Origin of the sequence: Nocardiopsis chromatogenes YIM 90109, assembly GCF_000341185.1 — a bacterium.
In the GTDB taxonomy this organism is placed as follows: domain Bacteria; phylum Actinomycetota; class Actinomycetes; order Streptosporangiales; family Streptosporangiaceae; genus Nocardiopsis_A; species Nocardiopsis_A chromatogenes.
Map to the genome: position 1 here is coordinate 1 of NZ_ANBH01000223.1, position 20,463 is coordinate 20,463.

21 protein-coding genes and 1 tRNA gene are annotated in these 20,463 nt (G+C 73.0%); 8 read left to right on the forward strand and 14 right to left on the reverse strand.

Annotated features, from left to right (window positions below; translation table 11 throughout):
• A partial coding sequence (locus D476_RS0120925) for an aminotransferase class III-fold pyridoxal phosphate-dependent enzyme (RefSeq protein ID WP_017625879.1) occupies nt 1-664 on the reverse strand: 664 nt, incomplete at its 3' end.
• A gap of 174 nt (nt 665-838) precedes the next feature.
• Here D476_RS0120925 and D476_RS0120930 point away from each other — a divergent pair.
• A complete protein-coding gene (locus D476_RS0120930; RefSeq protein ID WP_017625880.1) occupies nt 839-2,317 on the forward strand; it encodes an NAD-dependent succinate-semialdehyde dehydrogenase in 1,479 nt (492 codons plus the stop codon).
• 172 nt (nt 2,318-2,489) lie between these two features.
• On the opposite strand, the gene D476_RS0120935 is transcribed toward D476_RS0120930, so the two are convergent.
• The 3 genes from D476_RS0120935 to D476_RS0120945 all read right to left on the reverse strand — a co-directional run bounded on the left by D476_RS0120935 (nt 2,490) and on the right by D476_RS0120945 (nt 5,562).
• Entirely contained in the window at nt 2,490-3,089 is a 600-nt protein-coding gene (locus D476_RS0120935) for a hypothetical protein (RefSeq protein ID WP_017625881.1), read from the reverse strand.
• A gap of 1,085 nt (nt 3,090-4,174) precedes the next feature.
• Nucleotides 4,175-4,876: a hypothetical protein gene (locus tag D476_RS0120940; RefSeq protein WP_017625882.1), complete on the reverse strand. Its 702-nt coding sequence runs from the start codon at nt 4,874-4,876 to the stop codon at nt 4,175-4,177.
• Nucleotides 4,873-5,562: a hypothetical protein gene (locus D476_RS0120945; protein ID WP_026123708.1), complete on the reverse strand. Its 690-nt coding sequence runs from the start codon at nt 5,560-5,562 to the stop codon at nt 4,873-4,875. Before D476_RS0120945 ends, D476_RS0120940 begins: the two co-directional genes overlap by 4 nt.
• Nucleotides 5,563-5,968: 406 nt before the next feature.
• Here D476_RS0120945 and D476_RS0120950 point away from each other — a divergent pair, with 406 nt between their 5' ends.
• From D476_RS0120950 to D476_RS34045, 3 genes are all read left to right on the forward strand, one after another.
• The gene (locus D476_RS0120950; RefSeq protein WP_239648779.1) at nt 5,969-6,187 is read left to right on the forward strand and encodes a hypothetical protein; all 219 of its coding nucleotides are present in this window, start codon (nt 5,969-5,971) and stop codon (nt 6,185-6,187) included.
• A 56-nt stretch (nt 6,188-6,243) separates the two neighbouring features.
• Complete coding sequence (locus D476_RS0120955; RefSeq protein WP_017625885.1) at nt 6,244-6,429, forward strand: hypothetical protein; 186 nt, start codon at nt 6,244-6,246, stop codon at nt 6,427-6,429.
• 393 nt (nt 6,430-6,822) lie between these two features.
• Nucleotides 6,823-9,690, forward strand: coding sequence for an ATP-binding protein (locus tag D476_RS34045; protein ID WP_017625886.1), 2,868 nt, complete (start codon nt 6,823-6,825; stop codon nt 9,688-9,690).
• Here the strand turns inward: D476_RS34045 and D476_RS0120965 are convergent.
• The 6 genes from D476_RS0120965 to D476_RS39255 all read right to left on the reverse strand — a co-directional run bounded on the left by D476_RS0120965 (nt 9,684) and on the right by D476_RS39255 (nt 14,229).
• Entirely contained in the window at nt 9,684-11,372 is a 1,689-nt protein-coding gene (locus tag D476_RS0120965) for a polyamine aminopropyltransferase (RefSeq protein WP_017625887.1), read from the reverse strand. The two genes, D476_RS34045 and D476_RS0120965, sit on opposite strands and share 7 nt — an antisense overlap.
• The gene (locus D476_RS0120970) at nt 11,372-11,794 is read right to left on the reverse strand and encodes a DUF350 domain-containing protein (protein ID WP_017625888.1); all 423 of its coding nucleotides are present in this window, start codon (nt 11,792-11,794) and stop codon (nt 11,372-11,374) included. Before D476_RS0120970 ends, D476_RS0120965 begins: the two co-directional genes overlap by 1 nt.
• 153 nt (nt 11,795-11,947) lie before the next feature.
• Nucleotides 11,948-12,286: a hypothetical protein gene (locus tag D476_RS0120975; protein ID WP_017625889.1), complete on the reverse strand. Its 339-nt coding sequence runs from the start codon at nt 12,284-12,286 to the stop codon at nt 11,948-11,950.
• A complete protein-coding gene (locus tag D476_RS34050) occupies nt 12,283-12,972 on the reverse strand; it encodes a DUF2617 family protein (RefSeq protein WP_017625890.1) in 690 nt (229 codons plus the stop codon). The genes D476_RS0120975 and D476_RS34050 overlap by 4 nt, the downstream gene beginning before the upstream one ends.
• Nucleotide 12,973: 1 nt before the next feature.
• On the reverse strand, nt 12,974-13,621 hold the full coding sequence (locus tag D476_RS0120985) for a DUF4178 domain-containing protein (RefSeq protein ID WP_017625891.1): 648 nt from the start codon (nt 13,619-13,621) through the stop codon (nt 12,974-12,976).
• A gap of 218 nt (nt 13,622-13,839) precedes the next feature.
• Nucleotides 13,840-14,229, reverse strand: coding sequence for a hypothetical protein (locus tag D476_RS39255; RefSeq protein WP_017625892.1), 390 nt, complete (start codon nt 14,227-14,229; stop codon nt 13,840-13,842).
• 290 nt (nt 14,230-14,519) lie between these two features.
• On the opposite strand from D476_RS39255, the gene D476_RS0120995 reads away from it, so the two are divergent.
• Nucleotides 14,520-14,593: transfer RNA gene (locus D476_RS0120995), tRNA-Pro, on the forward strand.
• A 353-nt stretch (nt 14,594-14,946) separates the two neighbouring features.
• A complete protein-coding gene (locus D476_RS0121000; RefSeq protein ID WP_017625893.1) occupies nt 14,947-15,183 on the forward strand; it encodes a hypothetical protein in 237 nt (78 codons plus the stop codon).
• A 31-nt stretch (nt 15,184-15,214) separates the two neighbouring features.
• On the opposite strand, the gene D476_RS0121005 is transcribed toward D476_RS0121000, so the two are convergent.
• On the reverse strand, nt 15,215-16,351 hold the full coding sequence (locus D476_RS0121005) for a M48 family metallopeptidase (RefSeq protein WP_152529404.1): 1,137 nt from the start codon (nt 16,349-16,351) through the stop codon (nt 15,215-15,217).
• Nucleotides 16,352-16,472: 121 nt separating this feature from the next.
• A complete protein-coding gene (locus tag D476_RS0121010) occupies nt 16,473-17,018 on the reverse strand; it encodes a GNAT family N-acetyltransferase (RefSeq protein ID WP_017625895.1) in 546 nt (181 codons plus the stop codon).
• A gap of 562 nt (nt 17,019-17,580) precedes the next feature.
• On the opposite strand from D476_RS0121010, the gene D476_RS0121020 reads away from it, so the two are divergent.
• Entirely contained in the window at nt 17,581-18,303 is a 723-nt protein-coding gene (locus tag D476_RS0121020) for a peptidoglycan recognition protein family protein (RefSeq protein ID WP_017625897.1), read from the forward strand.
• Between the two features lie 106 nt (nt 18,304-18,409).
• Here the strand turns inward: D476_RS0121020 and D476_RS0121025 are convergent, their stop codons facing one another.
• Together D476_RS0121025 and D476_RS0121030 are read right to left on the reverse strand one after the other, a co-directional pair.
• The gene (locus tag D476_RS0121025; protein ID WP_017625898.1) at nt 18,410-19,153 is read right to left on the reverse strand and encodes a GAF and ANTAR domain-containing protein; all 744 of its coding nucleotides are present in this window, start codon (nt 19,151-19,153) and stop codon (nt 18,410-18,412) included.
• Between the two features lie 41 nt (nt 19,154-19,194).
• Complete coding sequence (locus D476_RS0121030; RefSeq protein ID WP_338036251.1) at nt 19,195-19,896, reverse strand: GAF and ANTAR domain-containing protein; 702 nt, start codon at nt 19,894-19,896, stop codon at nt 19,195-19,197.
• Between the two features lie 236 nt (nt 19,897-20,132).
• Between D476_RS0121030 and D476_RS0121035 the strand changes: the two genes are divergently transcribed.
• Nucleotides 20,133-20,459: an STAS domain-containing protein gene (locus tag D476_RS0121035; RefSeq protein WP_239648780.1), complete on the forward strand. Its 327-nt coding sequence runs from the start codon at nt 20,133-20,135 to the stop codon at nt 20,457-20,459.
• Nucleotides 20,460-20,463: the final 4 nt, after the last annotated feature.

Sequence of the window (20,463 nt, forward strand, 5' to 3'; positions counted from 1 at the left end):
GCCCCTCCAGGAAGGCCGGGGGCACCGGCACGTACCCGCCCTCGCCCAGCACCGGCTCGATGAAGAACGCGGCGGTGTCCTTGGGCGAGGTGACCGTCGCGAACAGGTAGTCCAGCTCGGCCAGGGCGTACTCGACCGCCTGGTCCTCGCTCATTCCCAGCCGGTAGGCGTAGGGGAAGGGCGCGACCGCGACCCCCGGCATGAGCGGCCCGATCCCCGCGCGGATCTTGGTGCCGGAGGTGGTGAGCGACGCGGCGCCCATCGTGCGCCCGTGGAAGGACCCCTCGAACACGACCGCGTTCTGCCGCCCCGTCGCCTGGCGGGCCAGCCGCAGCGCCGCCTCGACCGCCTCGCTCCCGGAGTTGACGTAGAAGAGGCGGTCCAGGCCCTCCGGCAGGACCGTGCCCAGCTCCTCGGTGAGGCGCAGCAGCGGCCGGTGCATGACCGTGGTGTACTGCCCGTGGATGAGGGTGCCGACCTGCTTCTGCGCGGCCTCCACCACCTTGGGGTGGCAGTGGCCCGTGCTCGTGACCCCGATACCGGCGGTGAAGTCCAGGTAGCGGCGGCCGTCCTCGTCGTAGATGTGCACGCCCTCGCCGCGGGCGGCGAGGACGGGTGTGGCCTGCTTCAGGACCGGGGACAGCCGGGCCGACTGCTCGACCATGCGCGCGAACCTCATTCCGTAGGATTGTTGACAATCGACGGCGCTATGGAATCATCCGCCTGGGGCGGTGTCCAGACCGCACTCTCCCGGGTCCCCCTACCCGCGGCCCCGTTAGCGAACCCGGAGCGCTGGGAAGGGGGCGGGCAGCGACGAGGAAGAGGGAGCGGCAGACCGATGGCGCAGCGCAGCGACGAAGTGAAGGTCGTCGAGCAGGTGGACAAGCGGCTCATGGTCGGCGGCCGGTGGCGCGACGCCTCCGGGGGAGCGACGTTCGCCGTGGAGGACCCCTCGACCGGCGAGGCCCTGTGCGAGGTCGCCGACGCCTCGCGCGAGGACGCGTTCGCCGCCCTCGACGCCGCCGCCGGGGCCCAGGCCTCCTGGGCCGCCCGCGCTCCGCGCGAGCGCGGCGAGATCCTGCGGCGCGCGTTCGAGATCCTGATGGGGCGCCAGGACGAGCTCGCACTCCTGATGACCTTGGAGATGGGCAAGCCGCTGGCCGAGGCGCGCGGCGAGATCGCCTACGCCGCCGAGTTCCTGCGCTGGTTCTCCGAGGAGGCGGTGCGCGTCTCCGGCGGATACGCCACCTCGCCCGACGGGAAGTCGCGCTTCCTGATCATGAAGCGCCCGGTGGGACCGTCCATGCTGATCACGCCCTGGAACTTCCCCATGGCGATGGGAACCCGCAAGATCGGCCCGGCGGTGGCGGCCGGGTGCACCATGGTCCTCAAGCCCGCCCAGCAGACCCCGCTGTGCGCGCTGGCCCTGGCCGGGATCCTGGAGGAGGCCGGGCTGCCCGAGGGCGTGCTGAGCGTGCTGCCCACCACCGACCCGGGCGGCGTGACCGAGCCCCTGCTGCGCGACGGCCGCATCCGCAAGGTGTCGTTCACCGGCTCCACCGGGGTGGGGCGCACGCTGCTGGAGCAGAGCGCCGAGCAGGTGCTGCGCACGTCCATGGAGCTCGGTGGGAACGCCCCCTTCCTGGTGTTCGGCGACGCCGACCTGGACGCGGCGGTCGAGGGCGCCATGCAGGCCAAGATGCGCAACATCGGCGAGGCGTGCACCGCCGCCAACCGGTTCTACGTGCACGAGTCGGCGGCCGCCGAGTTCTCCCGCCGCCTGGGTGAGCGCATGGGCGCCCTGTCGGTCGGACGCGGCACCGAGGACGGGGTCCAGGTGGGCCCACTGATCGACTCGCGTGCGCGGGAGAAGGTGCAGCGCCTGGTGGACGACGCGGTGGGCCGCGGCGCGCGCGTGGTCGTCGGCGGCGAGGCGGCCGAGGGGCCCGGGTACTTCTACCGGCCGACCGTCCTGGAGAACGTGTCGCAGGACAGCGAGATGTACGGGACGGAGATCTTCGGCCCCGTGGCGCCGGTGAGCGTGTTCAGCACCGACGACGAGGCCCTGAGCGCGGCGAACGACACCGAGTACGGGCTGGTCAGCTACGTCTACACGAGCGACGTGACGCGCGCGCTGCGCGTCAGCGAGGCGCTGGAGACGGGGATGGTCGGCCTGAACCAGGGCATCGTGTCCAATCCGGCGGCGCCGTTCGGCGGGGTGAAGCACTCGGGCCTGGGCCGCGAGGGCGGGACCGTCGGCATCGAGGAGTTCCTCGACGTCAAGTACGTCGGCATCGGCGGACTCGGGGCGCTGTAGGGCTCCCAGGAGGCTGAGCCGCTCCGAGACGGAGGAGCGGTGGGTCCGCCGGGCGAGCGCGCGCAGAGAGCCGTCCGGCGGCCCGGCCCCGGCCGTTCGGTGCGCGGGCGGCCGGAAGGCCGGACATCGGGGGCGGTGGAGGCATCTCCGCCGACCGGTCGCCCGGCGGCCCTCAGTTCTCCTCGTCCGGGGTGTCGAACACCGCGGCCTCGGGGGCCGGGGGGTCGCTCTCGTCCTCCCCCAGCCCGGTGTCGACGTCCACCCGGAATCGCAGCGAGTCCACCGCGTCCTCGGGGACCAGGAAGCTCGCCACGAAGTTCCCGGTGTCGCCGGGCTTCAAGAGCTCGCCTTCGGGGTCGGTGCACCCGAGGAACCCGGGGAAGACGAAGCCCTCGTCCTCCAGCGCGGACCGGGTGGCGTACTCGCTGCTCGTCTCCCAGATCCGGCCGTCGTCGCCGACGGCCTGGAAACTGCACGTCTTCAGCAGCTCGGCCGATCGCTCGTCCGACGGCGACGCCTTGAACACCGCGTCGACCAGGGTGATGCCCGGCGGGGGCGGCTCGGTGTCGAAGTACTCGTCGACGACGACCGCCCCCAGCCCCCATTCGCTCCCCGAGACGGAGGCGGTGCCGCCCTCGGCGGGGACGGGGTCGGGCGGGATCGCGCCGGTCTCCTTCCACTCCTGGTTCTCCAGAACCCACGGGCCGCCGAGCGAGACGGGCAGCAGCACGACGATGCCCGCGATCCACGGCAGGTGGAGCCGCTTCCACAACGGAGGGCGGGCCGCCGTGGCCGCCGCACCCGTTCCGGCCGCGGCGGCGGCCCCCCCCCCCCCCCCCCNCCGCCCCCCTGCGCCTGTCGGCCGACGGCGGGCGGCTCGGCGAGGTGCGCCCCGCCGTGCCGGGCGTCGGACGGGGCGGGGCCGTCCTCCGGGCGCGCGAAGGTGGGGCGCGGCGCTCGGTCGGCAGGCTCCGTCCCCGGGGAGCCGACGGCGGGCGGCGCCTGCTGCGGGTCGCCGGTCCGGGGGCCGCCGGGCCGTCCGTGGTGCGGTGGCCCCTTCGGTTCGACCAGCGGGGACGGCTGCTGCGGCCCCGTGCCCCACCCCGGGAACGGCGCGCCCTGCGGAGGGCCGCCCTGTGCCGGGCCCTGGGCCGAGTGCTTGGGTTCCACGAAGGGCGGCCCTTGCTGCGGCCCCTGTCGAGGGCCGGTGTGCCGTCCCGAGGACGGCACACCCTGACTCGGCCCCCCGCCCTGTGACGCCCATGCGCCCGAGGACTGCTCGCCCCCGGGCGCGGTCTCCCACGGCTGCCCCTGCTGCTGCGGTCGTGGCCGGGGGTGCTGCGGACCGGTGGGCGTGCCCTGCGGGGGGTCCGACGGCGCGGGGCCCTGCCGATGCCACCCGTCAGGCGTGGCCTGCTGCTGTCCCGGGGGCTGCGCAGGCTGCTGGTACTGGAAAGGCCCTTGTGGCGCCGAGGGCCGCTGTTGCGGCCACTGCGGCTGCGCAGGCTCGGGCGCACTCGGGTGTCCGGGCGGGGGGCCGGGAGGGGGTGCGGGCCGCTGCGCATGCGGAGGGACGGCGCCCGGCCGCATGCCGGTGGGCGGCGTCCCCTGGCCGTGCCCGGGCGGCCCGCTCTGCGGCCCGTGCCGTCCTGTCGGCGGACCGTGCTGCTCGCCCGGCTGCGGCACGGGCGGCGGGGCCTCCTGCCCGCCGGGGGCGTCCGCGGGGCGCTGCGGTCCGTGCGCCCACGGGTCGTGATCGGGGCGGGCGTACTCCGGTGACGCAGGGTCCGGCGACGCGGGGTCCAGCGGATCCCGGTCGTCAGGGTAATGGGGGTCGTGACGGGCGGGCACGGGGCGTCACACCTTCTGCATCCGGGGCGCGGGCACGTCCAGGGTCTCCTCGGCGCCGTCGATCGCCTTCTTCAGCTCGTCCCCGGAGAGCCCGAGCTTCACGTGGGCCTCCCCCGAGAGACGCTGGTCGATACCGGTGGAGACGGTGACCCGCACCACCGGGTCCTTGAGGGCCTTCTCCGGAACCTCGAACGCCGTGGCCCCCTGGACCGGGATGCCCGGCGGGAAGCCGTCGCCGATGGAGCCGAAGGTGTTGTGCAGCCACGACGTGGACGCGTAGACGTTCTTGTCACCGCTGTCGAGTTCGGCCTCCAGCCGGGTGAGCTGCCGCTCCGTGGAGGTCACCTCCAGGAAGACCACGACCCACACCCCCTTGGCCTCGATGTACTCCGGCTCCGGTGCGAAGTCGGACAGCCCGGAATCGTCGGCGCCGTCGCCGACGGCCCTGGCGAAGCGCACCTCCTCCACCTTGACGGTGAAGGACCGCGCGTCCACGGCGGCGGAGGCGTCACCGGAGGCGACCATCGGCTCGGTGACCGCGACATCGGAGGAGAAGCGGAACGACTGCGCGTACATGAGCAGTGCCAGCAGCACCAGCGAGGTGACCACGGTCGGCCAGCGCCGCTCGCGCGCGGGCCGGGGCGCGGCGGCGTGCCCCGCGGGCGGCTGCGGGGACTGCGGGGGCGGGGGAGCGCTGACGGTGATCACTCCTCGATGGGCAGGTAGACGATGCCGCGCGTGTTCGTGTCGTGCCACCAGCGCTTGGTCTGGTCGGTGAAACCGGCCTCGTAGACGGCCCCGGTGACCGTCACCTTGACCCGGTCGACCTGGGCGACCTGCTCGGAGACGTCGGCCGGTTCGAGGAAGTTCTCGTCGTCGAAGATCTCTTCGGCCGACTTGGGCTCGGCGTCCGGGTCGTCGTCCGTGAGCCGCCAGGTCAGGACGGCCTCCTCCTGGACCTCCGGCTGCAGGTCGAAGACGGTCCGGTCCGGTTGGCGGGTGAGGGCCACGCTCAGGCCGGCGGCGGAGAGGTCCTTGCGGCCGAACCGGGGGTCGATCATGCCGGTGAGGTTGGCCACCGGGACCGGCTCGTTGAAGCGCGTCTTGATGTCCGCGCGGATCTGGAGGGTGTGCGCCCCGGTGTCCGGGTCCCGGGTGAACGCCGCCTCGTGCAGCTTCAGCTCCAGCAGCGAGTTGCGGACCGGCTCGCCGGGTGCGACGTCCCGGAAGTCGGTGGACTTCGAGGCCTCCAGGCCGCCGGCCGCCCAGAGGCCGGTCATGGCCAGTGCGACCGCGAGGACACTCACCGTGGCCGCGAGCAGGGTCGCTCGGGACCTCCGGGGCAGTCGGGCCAGCGGAGTCTGTTCTCCCGGGTCGGGCGCATGGTGTGCCACGAGAAGGCAGTTTAGAGCGCAACGGTGACAGACGGGGGAGCAGAGGCCGAAAGAGGACAGGTGACGGGTGTGTGAACGCGGTCCTGCCGGGAAGGACGGATGTCTTCCCGACTGGAGCCCCTGCGTGCGCCGGTCGGTCGGCGGGGCGGCCGGCGAGGCCGCGACGGCGCCCCGGTGGCCGGGTGGCCCCGACGGCGCGCGACCGCAGGCGGGCCGGGTTCCGGAGGGCTGGAACCGGTGCTGAAAGCGGGCTGAAAGCACCGCAGAAGACGGCGTCTCTAGCGTGGGACCCGTTCGGCCAGACCGGGATCCGCGGGAGGACGGCCTGCGGGCTCCGGTCCGGCACGCCCACGGTGCTCGGTGCGGTGGTTCGGCCGCATCCGGGGGGTGCCCGTTCACGGATGAGATGGGATGGGATTCGATGCTGCTGACCGAGCCGACCCGGGTCGACGAGGAGTTCTCCCGGATCGTCGAAGGCCTCGACGCTCCTTTCACCGTCGTCGCGCCGCCGGCCGCCAAGCTGCGGCCCGCGAGCGATGACGACGGCGGCGACTCCCGCCAGGAGGAGATGGAGCCCTGGGAGGACGAGGACGACCTGGTCGGAGTCGACATCGAGCTGCCGTAGGCGCACCTCCAGGAGCGGGGCGCGCGCCTGCGGCCTCGCGGAAAGGGAAGTGTGACATGACGGGGTGCACGACGCTGCAGGAGGAGTTCGACGCCATCACGGCCGGGCTCGGGGGCGTGATCGGGAAGATCAAACCCTACGAGGAGCCCGTGCCGGGCGGCGGACAGGAGAGGGAGCGCGAAGCCGACGGGGGCGACGCTCCGGAGGACGCGGAGGAGCCGCCGGCGAAGTCGGACGGCTGACCCCCCTCTCAGCAGCACAACCGGAGGACCGGCGGAAGGTTTCGGGTCGGTCCCGCAAATCCTCGCTCCGAGGAACGCGCCGGATCCGCAAATGGCCTTGGTACAGTGCCATTTGTGGATTTTGGCGTGCTCGGACCCATTTCGGCGTGGCGGGACGATGGTGAACCCGTGCCCGTCGGTGGGCCCAGGCAGCGGTGCGTACTCGGGGCGCTCCTGGTCGATGCCGGGAAAGAGGTGCCGATCGACCGGTTGATCGAGTATCTCTGGGACGACGATCCGCCCCGAACGGCACGCTCCGTGATCCAGGTACAGGTTTCCCACCTCCGGCGTGCCTTTCCCGGGTTGATCACGACTACTCCGGGTGGATATCTCGCCGATATCGATCAACGGAAAGTGGATCTCCACCGCTTCCGGGACCTCGCCGCGCGCGGCCACGCGGCGGGGAGCACCGAGGAGGCCGTTGCTCTGTGGGAGCGCGCCCTCGAATGCTGGAAGGGGCGCCCGTTCTCCGGTACCGGGAGCGACCGCCTCTGGTACGCGCTGGGCCAGCCCCTCGTCGAAGAGCAGTGGGCGACGGTGACCGCCTGGGCCGACGGGGCCTTCGCCCTCGGCCGCTACGACGACGTGGTCACCCGGCTGACCCCCCTGGTGCGCGAGGACCCGCTGCGCGAGCGCCTGCAGTACCTGCTCATCGCCGCACTCAACCGGAGCGGCCAGCGGGCCGCGGCACTCAGCGCCTACCAGGAGAACCGGCGCTACCTGGCCGAGGAGCTGGGCGTGGACCCCAGCCCGGAGCTGGTCGGCCTGCACGAGCGCATCCTCAACGACACCGAGGGGCGCGAGGCACCCGCCGCCGACGCGGCCCCCGAGCCCGCCGCCGCGGAGTCCCCGCAGGCCCCGTGGCCGACCGCGGTCACCCGCAACGACCTGCCGCGGGACCTGCCCGACTTCACGGGCCGCCAAGAGGACGTGCGCGAACTGCTGGAGGCGGCCGAGCGCGGTGAGGACGCCGCCCCGGTGTACGTGGTCACCGGCCCGGGCGGGGTCGGTAAGACCTCCCTCGTCGTGCACGCGGCACACCTGCTGGAGCACCGCTACCCGGACGGCGCCTTCTTCATCGACCTCAACGGTTTCAGCCCCGAGCAGGCGCCCGCCTCCCCGGAGGCGGCTCTGGGGACGCTGCTGCGCGCCGTGGGCGTGGCGCCCGAGGCCATTCCGGACACGCTCGAAGAGCGGTCCGCCATGTGGAGGGCCCGCCTGGCCGGGCGCCGGGTCCTGGTCGTCCTCGACAACGCCGCCGGGTACGCCCAGGTCCATCCGCTGCTTGCGGCCGCCGGGTCGTTCACCCTCATCACCTCGCGCCACGACCTCCCCGGGCTGAGCGGCGTGGGGCACCTGTCCCTCGACATGCTCGACAGCGACGACTCCCTGCGGCTGCTGGAAATGGTCCTGGGCAAGGACCGCGTCACCGCCGAGCCCGAGGACGCCGCGAAGGTCGTGCAGTTGTGCGGGGGGCTTCCCCTGGCCCTGCGCATCATCGCCGGGCGCATGCTGCACCGGAGGCGCTGGACGTTCGCGCACGTGCGCCAGCGGTTGGGGGAGGAGCGCCGACGCTTTCTCGAACTGCGCGTCGAGGGGCAGAGCGTCGAGGCGGTGTTCGAGCTGTCCTACCGGAGCCTCACCGATGAACAGCGGCGCATCTTCTGCCTGCTCGGAACCATGATCGGCGGCAGCATCGACCTGATGGGCGCCGCGGACCTGCTCGACGCGGACCCGCCCGACGCCGACGACCTCCTCCAAGAGCTGGTCAGCGTCTGCCTGCTGGACGAGCCGAGCGTGGACGTCTACCGCTTCCATGACCTCATCGGCGATTACGCGCGGCATAAGGCCTCCGCGGAGCTGGAGGGCAAGGAGGCCGACGACGCCCGGTGGCGGCTCGCCGAGCACTACCTGCAGCGGGCCAACGAGGCCGCCGGCTACCTGGGGCCCCGGGCCCACGAGTACGAGCTGGTGGTGACCCGGCGCTCCCGCTACGAGAGCAGGATCGGGAGCCGCGAGGAGGCTGTCATCTGGTTCGAGCGGCACCAGGACAACCTGGTGTCCGTGGTCGACTACTTCGCCGATCGGCAGGCGGGGGAGCACACCTGGCAGATCGCCGACGCGGTCTGGCGCTTCTACGCCGTGCACGGGCGCACCGAGCTGATGCTGTCCACCCAGGAGAAGGCGCTTGCGGCCAGCCGTGAACAGGGCAGCGAGCGGGGCAGCGCCGTGACCCTGATCGGGCTCGGCGTCGCCCAGGGGCTGGCGGGGCGCTACGCGCTGGCGCTCGACCTGCTCCAAGAGGCCAAGGAGCTGCTCACCAAGCTGGGGGACGACTTCGGGCTGATGCGGGCCGAGGCCAACCTCGGCCTGGTCTATGAGCGGCTCGGCCGGTTCCGGGAGGCCGCGGCCGCCCTGACCTACGTGCTCAACCACGCCCGCAGGACGGGCGACCGCGCACTCGAACTGCTGCAGACCCTCAACGTCGGCGTCATGAAGCAGATGATCGGTGAGCACGAGGAGGCGATCATCGCGGGCAGGGCCGTGCTCGACGGCCCCGCCGACCTCGTCCCCCCGGATACGCGTGCCGCGGCGTTCCGGGTGATCGGTGACTCCTACACCGGTCTCGGGGACTACGACCAGGCCGTGCGCCACCTAGAGCAGGGGGTCACCGCTGCGCAGGAGTGCGGTGACCATTCCGCCGAGGTCTTCGCCCTGAACGGCATGGCCGTCGCGCTCAGTGCGCAAGGGCACTTCGGCCGGGCGGAAGAGGCCCACTTCCAGGCCTTGGAAGTGAGCAAGAAGACGTCATTGGGAAGCGCCGACTCCGAGATCCTCAATGGCCTCGGCCTGACCTATGCCCGCGCGGGCTGGGTCGGCGAGGCGTCGGAGGCCTACGAGAAGGCCCTGCGCATCGCCCGTGAGCGCAAGGAGCGCTTCGCGGAGGGCAAGGCGCTGCTCGGTCTCGGAACGCTGCGGCAGCCGAAGGACTCCCGGGAGGCCGAGACCGCGCGCGATCGGCTCTCCGCCGCCACGGCGATCTTCACGGAGATGGGCGTTCCCGAGGCCGAAGAGGCGCGCGTCGCCCTGAAGCGCCTGGGAGGGCGTGTGCCCGCGCCGCGGACGGAGAGCGCCCCGGAGGACGGCACCGGCATCGGGGCCGAGGAGGGCGTCGATCAGGCGGAGGAGCCGCCGAACCCCCGCGACCACCGGGATCAGTAGCCCTCCCAGGCCTCCTTCTCCTGCTGGTAGCCGATGACGGCCGGATCGAGGAGCGTCGAGGCCCGAACGTCGCCTCCGCCCCCGGAACCTCCCTCGCCGTCCTCCCCGCTCCCCCCGCTCCCGGCCGCCCCTCGGGCGCGGTCCTTGGGGAACACCTTCGCGGCCTCAAGGATGCGCTCATCGAGGAAGCGCAGCTCAGGCGCGTTCTCCGGCACCGTCAACTCCGGTGCCCCGCCGCCCTCGGGGGCGGCCAGGTAGAACCCCCAGTTGCCGAAGCTCGGCACGTCCACGTTGTACGGGACGGTGCTCCACCCCGCCTCCTTCAGAGACTCGCCCACGCTCCAGTACGCGTCGTTGGCGAAGTAGGGCGACCCCGCCTGCACCGTCATCAGCCCGCCCTCGCGCATCCGCTTCTCCACCAGCGCGTAGAACTCCACCGAGTACAGCTTCGCGGTCCCCACGTCGTCCGCGTCGGGCATGTCCACGATCACGGCGTCGAACCGCCGCTCGTCCCCGCGCAGCCACTTGAACGCGTCGGCGTTGACGACCTCCGCCCGCGGGTCGTCCAGGGCGTCCTCGTTCAGCTCCGACACCACCGGGTCCGTCCGCGCCAGCCGTGTGACGGCCGGGTCCAGGTCGACCAGGGTCAGGTGCTCCACGTCCGGGTAGCGCAGCACCTCCCGCGCCGCCAGCCCGTCGCCGCCGCCGAGCACCAGCACGTCCCCGCGCGGCCCCGACAGCGCCGGGTGCACCAGCGCCTCGTGGTACCGGTACTCGTCCAGGGAGCTGAACTGCAGGTCCCCGTTGAGGTAGAGCCGGGTGTCGTCCCCGTCCCGGGTGACCACGATCTCCTGGTACTCGGAGCGCTCGGCGTGCACGATCGGGTCCCGGTAGAGGGCCTGCCGGGCGGTCACCTCGAACCGGTCGGACTGCAGGTAGGCGGTGGCGAGCACCGCCACCACGACCACCATCCCGACGGCCGCCCCGGCCCGGGCGCGCGGGGCCAGCTCGGACCGGAAGATCCACAGCACCACCCACATCCCGACCAGGGCGTTGAGCGTCCCCACCGCCAGCGTGCCCTCGACCAGCCCCAGCACCGGCAGCAGCAGGAACGGGAAGGCGAGCCCGCCGACGAGCCCGCCCACGTAGTCCGCGGCGAACAGGTCGGCGACCGCGTCGGCGGCGTCCTGCCGCCGGATCCGCTGGATGAGCTTCATCAGTAGCGGGATCTCGGCGCCGATGAGCGCCCCCACCGCGAACGCGCACACCACCAGTGCGGGCTGGTACAGCGACAGGTAGGCGTAGGCGGCGTACAGGGCCAGCACCGACAGCCCGCCGACCAGCGACAGGGCGCCTTCGATCACCACGAACCAGAACGCGGGGCGGCCGGTGAGCCCCTTCGACGCCAGCGAGCCCGCCCCCATGGCGAACACCATGACGCTGAGCACGATCGAGGCCTGGGTGACGGTGTCGCCGAGCAGGTAGCTGCCCAGCGCCACCAGCGCCAGCTCGTACACCAGGCCGCAGGCGGCGCAGACGAAGACGCCGAGCAGCACCAGGAACCGGGCGGCGCGGGGGCCGACGGGAAGGCGGGCGGGGGAGGCGCCCGCGCCGGGCGCCTCCCCCGCCTCAGCGGTCCCGTCGGACCGCTCCGTACCGACGGCCTCGACGGATTCGGCCATCAGGAGATCGCCGCCGCCACGACCAGGGCGACGGACACGTGGGCGGTGGCGTTGACCCAGGCGGCGGGCACCAGCTCGGCGTGGTTGACGGCGTCGCCGAGGCGGCCGGGGGTGAGCAGGTCGATCGCGGCGAACGACACGGCCATCAGCACCAGGCCGATGACGCCGTACACGGCGGTGAGCAGCAGGCCCTCGGCGATGCCGTCACTGTCGGAGGCGTAGATGGCCATGGCCACGACCATGGCGACGCCGAGGGTGTTGGCGGCCAGGACGAGGGTGGCGTTGGGGTTGCGGTCCTGCCAGATGAGGACGTGCAGCTTGCCGGGGGTGAGCAGGTCGACGATGAGGTAGCCGGCCAGCATCAGGACGAGGCCGAGGGCCCCGTAGGCGAATACGGCCAGGGCTTCGTAGAGGATGAACATGGCGTCTCGGGGGTTCCTTGTCTGTCGCGTTCCGTCATGGGCGCCACCGGTGCCGCGTACCGCCGCACCGGGGCAGGGGGCGGGGACGGTACGGGGCAGGCGGTCCGGTCGCGGGCTCGGCGCCCGGTCGCGGGGCCGGTGCCGCTTCCGGCGTCACTTGCCCCAGCCGGGGCCGCCGCCCCGGAACCCGGAGCCGTCGCGGGAGTTGCCGCCCCAGGAGGAGAAGAAGCCGCCCCCGCTCGAACCGCTGTTGTTGTTGTGGCTGCTGGACCCGCGCGAGCCGGAGGAGCACCCGACGTAGATGTACTCGCCGTTCTCCTTCTCGTAGTCGCCGCGGTCGTCCCGGTACACGTACTCGCCGTTGACCAGGTCGTAGTCGCCGCATTCGGGGCGGCTCGACGCGTTGCCCAGGGAGGCGAAGGCCACGACGAGGATGACGCCCACAAGGCCGATGAGCAGCAGGATCTTGCCCGTGGTCCCTTCTATGTTCACGGGGCGGGGCTCCTTTCCTCGGAGGGATGGGCGGTGCGCTTGGCGGGGGCGGTGCGGGTCCGCGTGCGGGTGCGGACCAGCTCGCCCGTCTGCGGGTAGGCGTGCCAGGTGCGCCACTCCAGGCATCCGGGGGCGGGGGACGCGGCGGCGAGGGCGGTCACCGCGGACGGCGACCCGGGGAAGGCGGCGGCGACCGCGGCGGGGTCGCCGTCGAGCCGGTCGACCAGGGCGCGGACGCGCCGGTCCAGCTCGGGGCCGGAGAGCCGCTCGACCGTGCTGGTGAAGGAGTACGAGGCCAGCCCGGGGACGCCGGGGGCGGCCGAACCGGGCAGGTTCCCGTCGGCGCCCGGCAGGCAGGCGACGGTCTCCACGGCCCGGGCGTGGGCCTGGGGGCCGCCCGCCAGCACGACCTGGTGCGAGGCCCCGAGGACACGCAGCTCGACCCGGACCCCGCCCAGCACCGCGGTGCGCGTGGCGAGGGCGGGCAGCGGCGGGTGCTCCAGCGTCCAGACCAGGTCGCGGGCGCGGGTGTCGGCGAAGGGCACGGAGACCGGGACGGCGGTGCCGCGGCCGTCGGCTCCGGCCGCGGGTCTCGGGGGGCCGTCGGCGTCGCCGTCGGAACCGGCGTCGGGACCGGCGCCGGATCCGGGACCGGCGTGGGCCCCGGGAGCGGATGCGGTGCGCATGTCAGGCGCCCGGCCCTTCGGCGCCGGAGTGGTAGACGGTCAGGGCGCCGCGCTGCACGGGCGTGCCGGTCGCCGCCTCCCAGCTCCCGTGGTCGAAGCGCTCGAAGGAGAGCAGCGATCCGTCGTCGGCCTCGTAGTCGGCGTAGTCCATGCCGCCGGAGGCGCGCAGGCCGGTGGTGCCCTCCGAGCGGTAGGAGGCGCTGCCGCGCTCGGAGAGCCGGTAGCGCACCCCGTCCAGCTCCAGGGAGGGCGGGCCGGGGACCAGCTCCAGCTCGGGGCGGGCGGTCCACAGGGCCAGCTGCAGGTCGGGGTCCTCCTCGACGGACAGCCAGCGGCGGGCGGCCTGCCCGCCCCCGGTGTCGGTGCCCTGCGCGTCGACGAAGTGCTCGGCCCACTGCGCGCCGCCCTCGGAGAGCCGCAGGGTGCCGCGCACCCAGGAGCGCTCGGCCCCGAACTCGACCATGTCCCCGGCGCGAAGGGCGCGCGGGTCGCCGTTGATGTCGCCGACGTCGGCGAACGGGTCGCGCGGGGCGGCGGGAGCGGAGGGGGCGGGACGGTCGCGGCGGCGGAGCTGGACGATCAGGATCGCCGCTCCGAGGACGACCAGTGCGCCCAGCAGGATCAGGACCACGGTCGTGGGGGTGTCCAAGGCGCTCCTCCGGAGCTCGGGTGCGAAGTCCGGCCCATTGGGACGCGTGGGCCGGACCCAGGGTTCCACCTGCGCGGTCACGACACCGTCACGGTTTCGGTGCAGGTCCGGCGGAATTCGCGTGAACCCCCGCCGAACCCGCCTCGTCCCCGGGGGACGCGCCTACGGGCACGGTCGCGGGGCCGCCCCTCCCAAGGCCGCCGCGGACGCCCCGTGTCTCACCCCTGCGGGCCCGGTGCCCTCTTCGTGCGGGACGAAGAGACCGCCGGGGAGGCGGCCGGCACGTTCCAGCGGCCGCCCGACGAACGGGCGAAGGCGGCGCGCAGCAGTGCGGCGTCCCCGTGGGCGCGGCACAGGTCGCCGTGGACGTCGCCCCCTTCGCGCGGGTCGGGGCATCCCTCCACGGCGCAGCGCCGGTCGCCGAGGCGGGAGCGGAGGGAGTGGACGGCGTCGGTGTGCGCCGCGCAGTACGGCGCGTCGGGATCGGTCATCCCGATGCAGCCGGGCACGGCGCACACCCGCTCCCCGTTGAGTCGGCGGGACAGGCGGACCCACCAGGGGAAGGGCCGCGCATCATCGGGGTCGGGGATGGTGGTCGCGGCACCCATGCCCCGAAGGTGCGACGGGGGAGGGGACCCGGCAAGGGATCGGGCCGCCCCCGGCCGTTCTTCTCTAGAGAGGTTTGGTCCGCGGCTCTGCGGAAACAGTCCCCCAATGCGCGAGGACCGGGGAGGCCGCGCCCACGGGCGCGGCCTCCCCGCATTGCGTCCGGCAGCGAACCCCCTTTCCAGGACGGCCCGGAAGGCTCCTGCCTCCGGGTTCACGTCCGCCCCCGGGTCATCTCCCTTCCGCGTGTGCGAGCACCCCTGTGCGTCCGCTAGACTGATCAGCGTTGCCACGGGGTGTAGCGCAGCTTGGCAGCGCGCTTCGTTCGGGACGAAGAGGTCGTGGGTTCAAATCCCGCCACCCCGACAGAGGAACGGGTGTCCACGCAGGTGGGCACCCGTTCTTTGTGTCTCATCCCCTCGCCGCTCCGGGGTCCGTTGCACATTCAGTGCACATGCCCAGCGTGCGCGGCCCCGTCCATCAAGCGGCGATCACCTGCAACCGGGCGGCGTCCATGGCTTCGGCGACCTCGTCCAGGGTGTCGAGGTCACGGCACGAGACTCGGGTGTCGTGGAGCTTGTGTACGGCGTTGAACAGCAGGTGTTCGCCGTCGCGCGCTCCAGGTCACCGGCTACTCGGACCCCGACTGCACGGACTTCGAGGACCCCTGCGCGAACTGGGGCGACGACGTCACCTGTGAGGACAAGGGGATCGGCGTCGTGCGCGACACGGACTCCGGCCCCGAACTGATCACCGAACACCAGGGCGTCCCCGTCACCATCGGCGCGCCGACCTGGGAGCCGGAGGCACGCGCCTCCGAGCTGCTGGGCGCCGCGGAGCACCTGCGCCTGACCTCCGGGGACGAGCGGGAGGCGGTGCGAGATGCGAGTGTGCGCGAGCGCGTCTTCAACGACATCCCCGGCGGCCCGCGCCCGCCGCACACGAGCGAAGGGTGACTGGGGAGGACGCGGCGCGCGTCCGAAGCGCCTACCTGTCTCCGGATCCGGTCATACGGGCCGACTGCCTCTCCAGGCGCTTGATGCGGGCCTCCACCGAAGGGTGAGTGGAGCGCAGGGAGTCCCACAGCCGGTCCATCGCCTTGCCGATCGCGTCGTCCGGGTGCCGGTCCTTGCGCTTTCCCGGGCGGGACGTGGGCAGGAACGCCTGCGACGACGCGCTCCCGAGCTTGCGCAGGTCCCCCGAGAGGGGAATGGACCGGGTCAGACGGGCCAGTGTCGCCGCCAGGACCGACGGCGCCCCTGTCAGCTCGGCCGCCGCCCGGTCGGCGGCCATCTCGCGCCGCCGGGTCAGGACGAGGACCGCCAGGCGGCCGGGCACCAGCGCCGCCCCGTACGCCAGGACGCCCGCGATGAGCAGAGGGAACAGCAGGGCCAGGAAGAGGATGAAGGAGGCCGCGCGCGCGAGTCCGGCGAGCGCGATGACCACTCGGGCGACGGGCGGTGAGAACGCCTTCCCGTCTTCCTCCGCCTCCTGCTCCGGCTGCTGGGCCCGGCGCGCCATGGGCGACCCTCCGAACGCGGGCCGCCAGTTCCGGCCGCACCTGCGGGCGAGGCGGCACACCTGTGCCTCGGCGGCCGCAACCAGCATCACCGACATCGCCGGAAGCGTCAGCGCCCACTCCATCGTCCCCATGACGGTGGCGAACGACAGCACGCGCTGGTCCCTGTGCGCCAGGTGCGCCAGCTCATGGGCGAGGACGGCCTCCAGCTCCCGGTTGTCCAACCGGTCGACCAGGCCCATGCTCAGGTAGACGGTGCCGGGCTCGAAGGAGAGGGCGTTGGGCGCGCCGTCGCCGTACAGCCGCACCTCCGGCTTGTCCTGTCGGGTGAGCGCGCACAGCCGGTCGAGGACGGTGTGGATCCGCGCGTCGTCCTCGGGGTGGAGGACCACGTCGTCCGCCGGGGGCTCAGCACCGTTCACCGTGATCAGCATGCTCATCTGGGCGCCGACCACGGCCACGGCCACCGGAAGCAGCCCCCACCACCACGCCAGGCCGACCGCCCAGACGGCGGCGCAGCACGCCGCGGCGTAGAGCGCCGAGACCGCGGCCACGAGCAGCCAGGCGCCCACCATCGGCCAAGCGGCCCCCGCGGTTCTGGACATGCGCGGGAGATTAACAGGGGCTCGACGTCCGGAACAGGGGCACAGCGGGCGAAGAGCGGGCGAAACGGGCCGGGCGGCGGCCACGGGAGCGCCCCTGCCGCCGCCCGCCGTCCCGCACCGCTCAGATGCCGAACGGTTCCGCGTAGCGGATCGTCCCCGGGGGCACCTGGTCCCCGGGTCGCAGCGCCATCACCATCAGCGCCTCGTCGGGGACCTCGACCGTCAGGCGGACCCCGTGCCCAGAGGCGCGGCCGAATCCGAACCTCGGGTAGTACTCGGGGTGCCCCAGCACGGTCACGTACCGCTCGCCCATGGCCGCCGCCGCGTCGAGTGCCGCCCGGACGGCCGCCGAACCGGCGCCCGTCCTCTGGTAGTCGGGCAGCACCGCGCACGGAGCCAGGCACAGCGCCGGAACGGTGCCGATGTGGCACCGGGTCAGCAGCGCGTGCCCGACCGGCCGCCCACCGCGGTCGGCCGCGACGACGGACAGCCCGTCGATCCACGCCGGGTCGTCGCGCAGCGCATCGACCAGGTCGGCCTCGTCGGGCCGGCCGAAGGCGGCGCGCACGATCCGCCGGACCTCGGGCACGTCGGAGGGCGTCTCGGCCCGCACCGCCCAATCGGCGGACACAGGATGCGCAGGGGAGACCGAGGAGTCGTCGTTCATCGGTGAATGGATCCGTTCTCTCGGGCCAATGGATCTCGGCCCGCCGCCTCACGCTCTCGGCGGGCGGAACGGATGACAGGCGATCAGACCGCGCACCGGTGCGTGAGGCAGGTCCGGTCGTGCTGCGCGGTGGTCGCCGCCGTCGCGGTCATCGACCCCACCTCCTTGAACTCGTGGTCGTCGTCCGCCCGACAGGACGGACCCGGCCAGTATAGGTACACCGACCGAACGCCCCTGAGGGATTCCGGACACTTCGCCACCGCGAACGAGCGCCGAGGGGGTCGTGGGGTGCGCGGGGAGAACGGGGTGCGCCCACGGGGGCCTTTATGGGGTTCCGGCACGGGCGTCCGCCTCTTGACGTGCCCTCCCATCGCAGCGCACCGGATGTGGGTTCTCCGGATTCCACCCTAGTGACAGCGTGCGATCCCTACGATGCGAAATGTGAGATGCGCGATGGGGTCGAGGACCGGTCACCGCGCCGCCCCGTGTCCCGCCGCCGCTCACCGTTCCCCACAGGCCCCGGTCCGTGCTCCGGGGCCGCTCGCGTTTCCAGGAGGCACGCATGGTCTCGATCGTCCCGCGCTCCGGATGGGGCGCGCGGGCGCCCCGCTCCCGGTCGACCACCTCGTGGTCGCAGCGGCGCGGGGTCACCGTCCACTACTCGGCAGGGCCGCCGGGCCAGTCGGTCCGCTCCATCCAGGACTTCCACATGGACGGCAACGGGTGGGCCGACATCGGCTACAACTTCCTGGTCGACACCTCCGGCACCGCCTATGAGGGCCGTGGCTGGCTGACCGTCGGCGCGCACGCGGCGCCGTACAACACCTCGCACATCGGCATCTGCTTCATCGGCCAGGACGGCGACGCCACCGGCGCCGCCAAGGCCGCCATCCGCGCCCTGTACGACGAGGCCAACCGCCGCGCCGGGCGCACCCTTTCCAAGACCGGGCACCGGGACCTGAACCAGACCTCGTGCCCCGGCGACGACCTGGCCGCCTGGGTGCGCGCCGGGATGCCCGCCGACGCCGGACAGATCGGAGACGATGACATGGTCGGACTGAGCAAGGGCGACATCGGAGAGCGCGTCAAGTACCTGCAGGTCATTCTCATGAAGGCCGGGTTCGACCTGCCCGAGTTCGGCGCCGACGGCCACTACGGCGCCGAGACCGAGAAGGCGGTGCTGGCCGCCCGCAAGTCCCAGGGGTCCGATCAGGACTTCGGCGACCGCATCACCGGCTGGGCCGCCGCCCAGATCATGGCGGCCTTCACCAAGAACCAGATCTGAGCCCCTACCGGTCCCGGAGTCCTCCGTCCCCCGCCCGCTCCGGGGGACTCAGGGCTCCGCCGGGCACCGGCCCGTGTCGCGGATCCGGCCCCGGCCGCCGGCCCGGTCAGCGCAGCGCGTGGCCGCGGGGCGGGATGAGCTCGCCCGTCGTCGTCTCCCGGCGTACCACGTCCCTGGCCACCTTCGACAGGCGGAGGTTGTTGTCGCGGGAGAACCGGCGCAGCATCTCGAACGCCTGCGCCATGTCCACCCCGTGGTACTCCGCGAGCATCCCCTTGGCCTGCTCGATGGAGATGCGGCTGTTGAGTGCCGCCTGGAGCTGTTCGGCGAGGCGCTCCTGCTCCCCCAGCGCGCGTGAGTTGACGATGCCGATCGTCGCCACGTCGGCGAGCCCTTGGGCGATCGCCGTGTCGGTCTCGTCCAACTCCCCCGGGGCGGTGCGGAACAGGTTCATCGCGCCCAGGGTGCGGCCGCGCAGGCGGAGCGGAAGTGCCTGTACAGAGGCGAAACCGGCCTCCCGCGCCGCCCGGTGGAAGGCGGGCCAGCGGTCGGCGTTCGCGTCCAGCTCGGGGACGGTGATACAGGCGCCGGTGCGGTACGCCTCCAGGGCGGGGCCCTCCTCGTTCTGCAGCTGCAGCAGTTCGAGCATGCGGGCCTGCTCGGTGGAGGCGGCGATGAAGCGCAGCCGCTCGTCCGTGGTGTCGCTCAGCAGCAGCCCGCTGGCCTCGGCGTCCACGAGGGACACCGAGCGCACCAGCAGATCGTGTAGGAAATCCGCGACGTCGAAGCCGGCGACGAGGGAGTCTGCCAGCCCGACGAAGGCGTCGACCAGCGCGAGCTCTCGCGGCACGCGGGGTTCCTCCTTCGGAAGATGGGACGGGCCGGGCATGGTCAGCCGGTCGTCGGATCGGGGGTGAACCTGAGCCGCCGGCGGACCACCTCCTGCGCCACGTCCGCGAGCGTCATGTCGTGCCGGAAGGCGTGGGCCCGGAGTCGTGAGTAGGCCTCGTCCACGGTCACGTCGAGTTGTAGGGACACCATTCCCGCCGCCTGGTGCACCTCCACTTGGTGCGATCCCATGTCGCCGCCGTTGGCCCAGGGCACGGTGGCGCCTCTGGGAGGGCCGTGCAGCATGAGGTCGAGCGCGACCTCGGCCGAGGCGAGCCCGCAGGCGAGTTCGTCCTCCTCCAGCGGGGAAGGGTCCGATCGGTGGACCGTCAGGGCGCCGAGCACCGCCGCCCCCGCGCCGACGGGGAAGGCGAAGACGCCCTTGAGCCCATCGGCCAGAGCCGATTCGGCGAAGACGGGCCAGAGCCGCCGGGCCGAGGCGCGGCTCAGGTCGGGGACCAGGACCGCCTCGCCCCGCGCGGCGGCGGAGATGCTGGGCCCTTGGCCGAGCGCGGTCTGCAGCTCGTCGGAGCGGCGGCTGAAGCGCGTGGTCGCGTAGTAGGAGCCGGTACTGGTCCCCTTGCCGGAAGCCATGATGACGCCGACCCCGCGGCAGGGAACCAGCTCGGCACAGACGTCGCAGACGTCGTTGACGCCCGCTGACGCCTCCCGCGCCCGGGCGCGGGAGGCGACCCTGGCACGGATCGTTCGGAGCGGACTCGGCAGGGTCTCCCCCCGTTCATTTCATTGTCGTTACCCCGCATCCTACGCCCGGGCACCGACGACGCGGGGGGACCTTGGCCGGTGATGCGTCTTGAGGGAAACCGGGGTACGGCGCCCCCCGTCGGCGTACCTTGGGCGGTTCGGGATGCAGATGCCCACTCCGGTTCCGGACCTTGATCGGGGAGGCGAAACGGCGCAGGAGTCGTGAGGGGGCTGTGGTGACCGATATCCGTATCGACGCGTGCCCGGACGGGGGTGCGGTGCGCTTGAGCTTCCAGGGCGACCTGGACCTCGCGGGCGCGGCGGAGGTCAGACGCGCGGCCTGGGAGGCCGAACGCCGGGCGGGGCCGTGGCTGACGGTCGACCTGACACGGCTGGACTTCATCGATTCCAGCGGGCTGGCGCTGCTGGTGGAGCTGGAACGGGAACGGCGCGCCCGGGGCGGCCGGATGGAGGTCCTGGCGGTCGCGTCCGGGAGGGTCGCCAAGGTGTTGGGCTGCTCCGGCCTGGACCAGGTGCTCGATGTCCGCGTCTCCGGTTCCTGAGCGG

Excerpts from the sequence above, each read along its gene's own strand:
- D476_RS0120970 (WP_017625888.1), bottom strand. The coding sequence starts at position 11,794 with ATGTTCATCCTCTACGAAGCCCTGGCCGTATTCGCCTACGGGGCCCTC.
- D476_RS0120965 (WP_017625887.1), bottom strand. The coding sequence starts at position 11,372 with ATGGCCGAATCCGTCGAGGCCGTCGGTACGGAGCGGTCCGACGGGACC.
- D476_RS0121005 (WP_152529404.1), bottom strand. The coding sequence starts at position 16,351 with ATGTCCAGAACCGCGGGGGCCGCTTGGCCGATGGTGGGCGCCTGGCTG.
- D476_RS0120950 (WP_239648779.1), top strand. The coding sequence starts at position 5,969 with ATGGGATGGGATTCGATGCTGCTGACCGAGCCGACCCGGGTCGACGAG.
- D476_RS34050 (WP_017625890.1), bottom strand. The coding sequence starts at position 12,972 with ATGCGCACCGCATCCGCTCCCGGGGCCCACGCCGGTCCCGGATCCGGC.
- D476_RS39255 (WP_017625892.1), bottom strand. The coding sequence starts at position 14,229 with ATGGGTGCCGCGACCACCATCCCCGACCCCGATGATGCGCGGCCCTTC.
- D476_RS0120955 (WP_017625885.1), top strand. The coding sequence starts at position 6,244 with ATGACGGGGTGCACGACGCTGCAGGAGGAGTTCGACGCCATCACGGCC.
- D476_RS0121010 (WP_017625895.1), bottom strand. The coding sequence starts at position 17,018 with ATGAACGACGACTCCTCGGTCTCCCCTGCGCATCCTGTGTCCGCCGAT.
- D476_RS0120930 (WP_017625880.1), top strand. The coding sequence starts at position 839 with ATGGCGCAGCGCAGCGACGAAGTGAAGGTCGTCGAGCAGGTGGACAAG.
- D476_RS0121020 (WP_017625897.1), top strand. The coding sequence starts at position 17,581 with ATGGTCTCGATCGTCCCGCGCTCCGGATGGGGCGCGCGGGCGCCCCGC.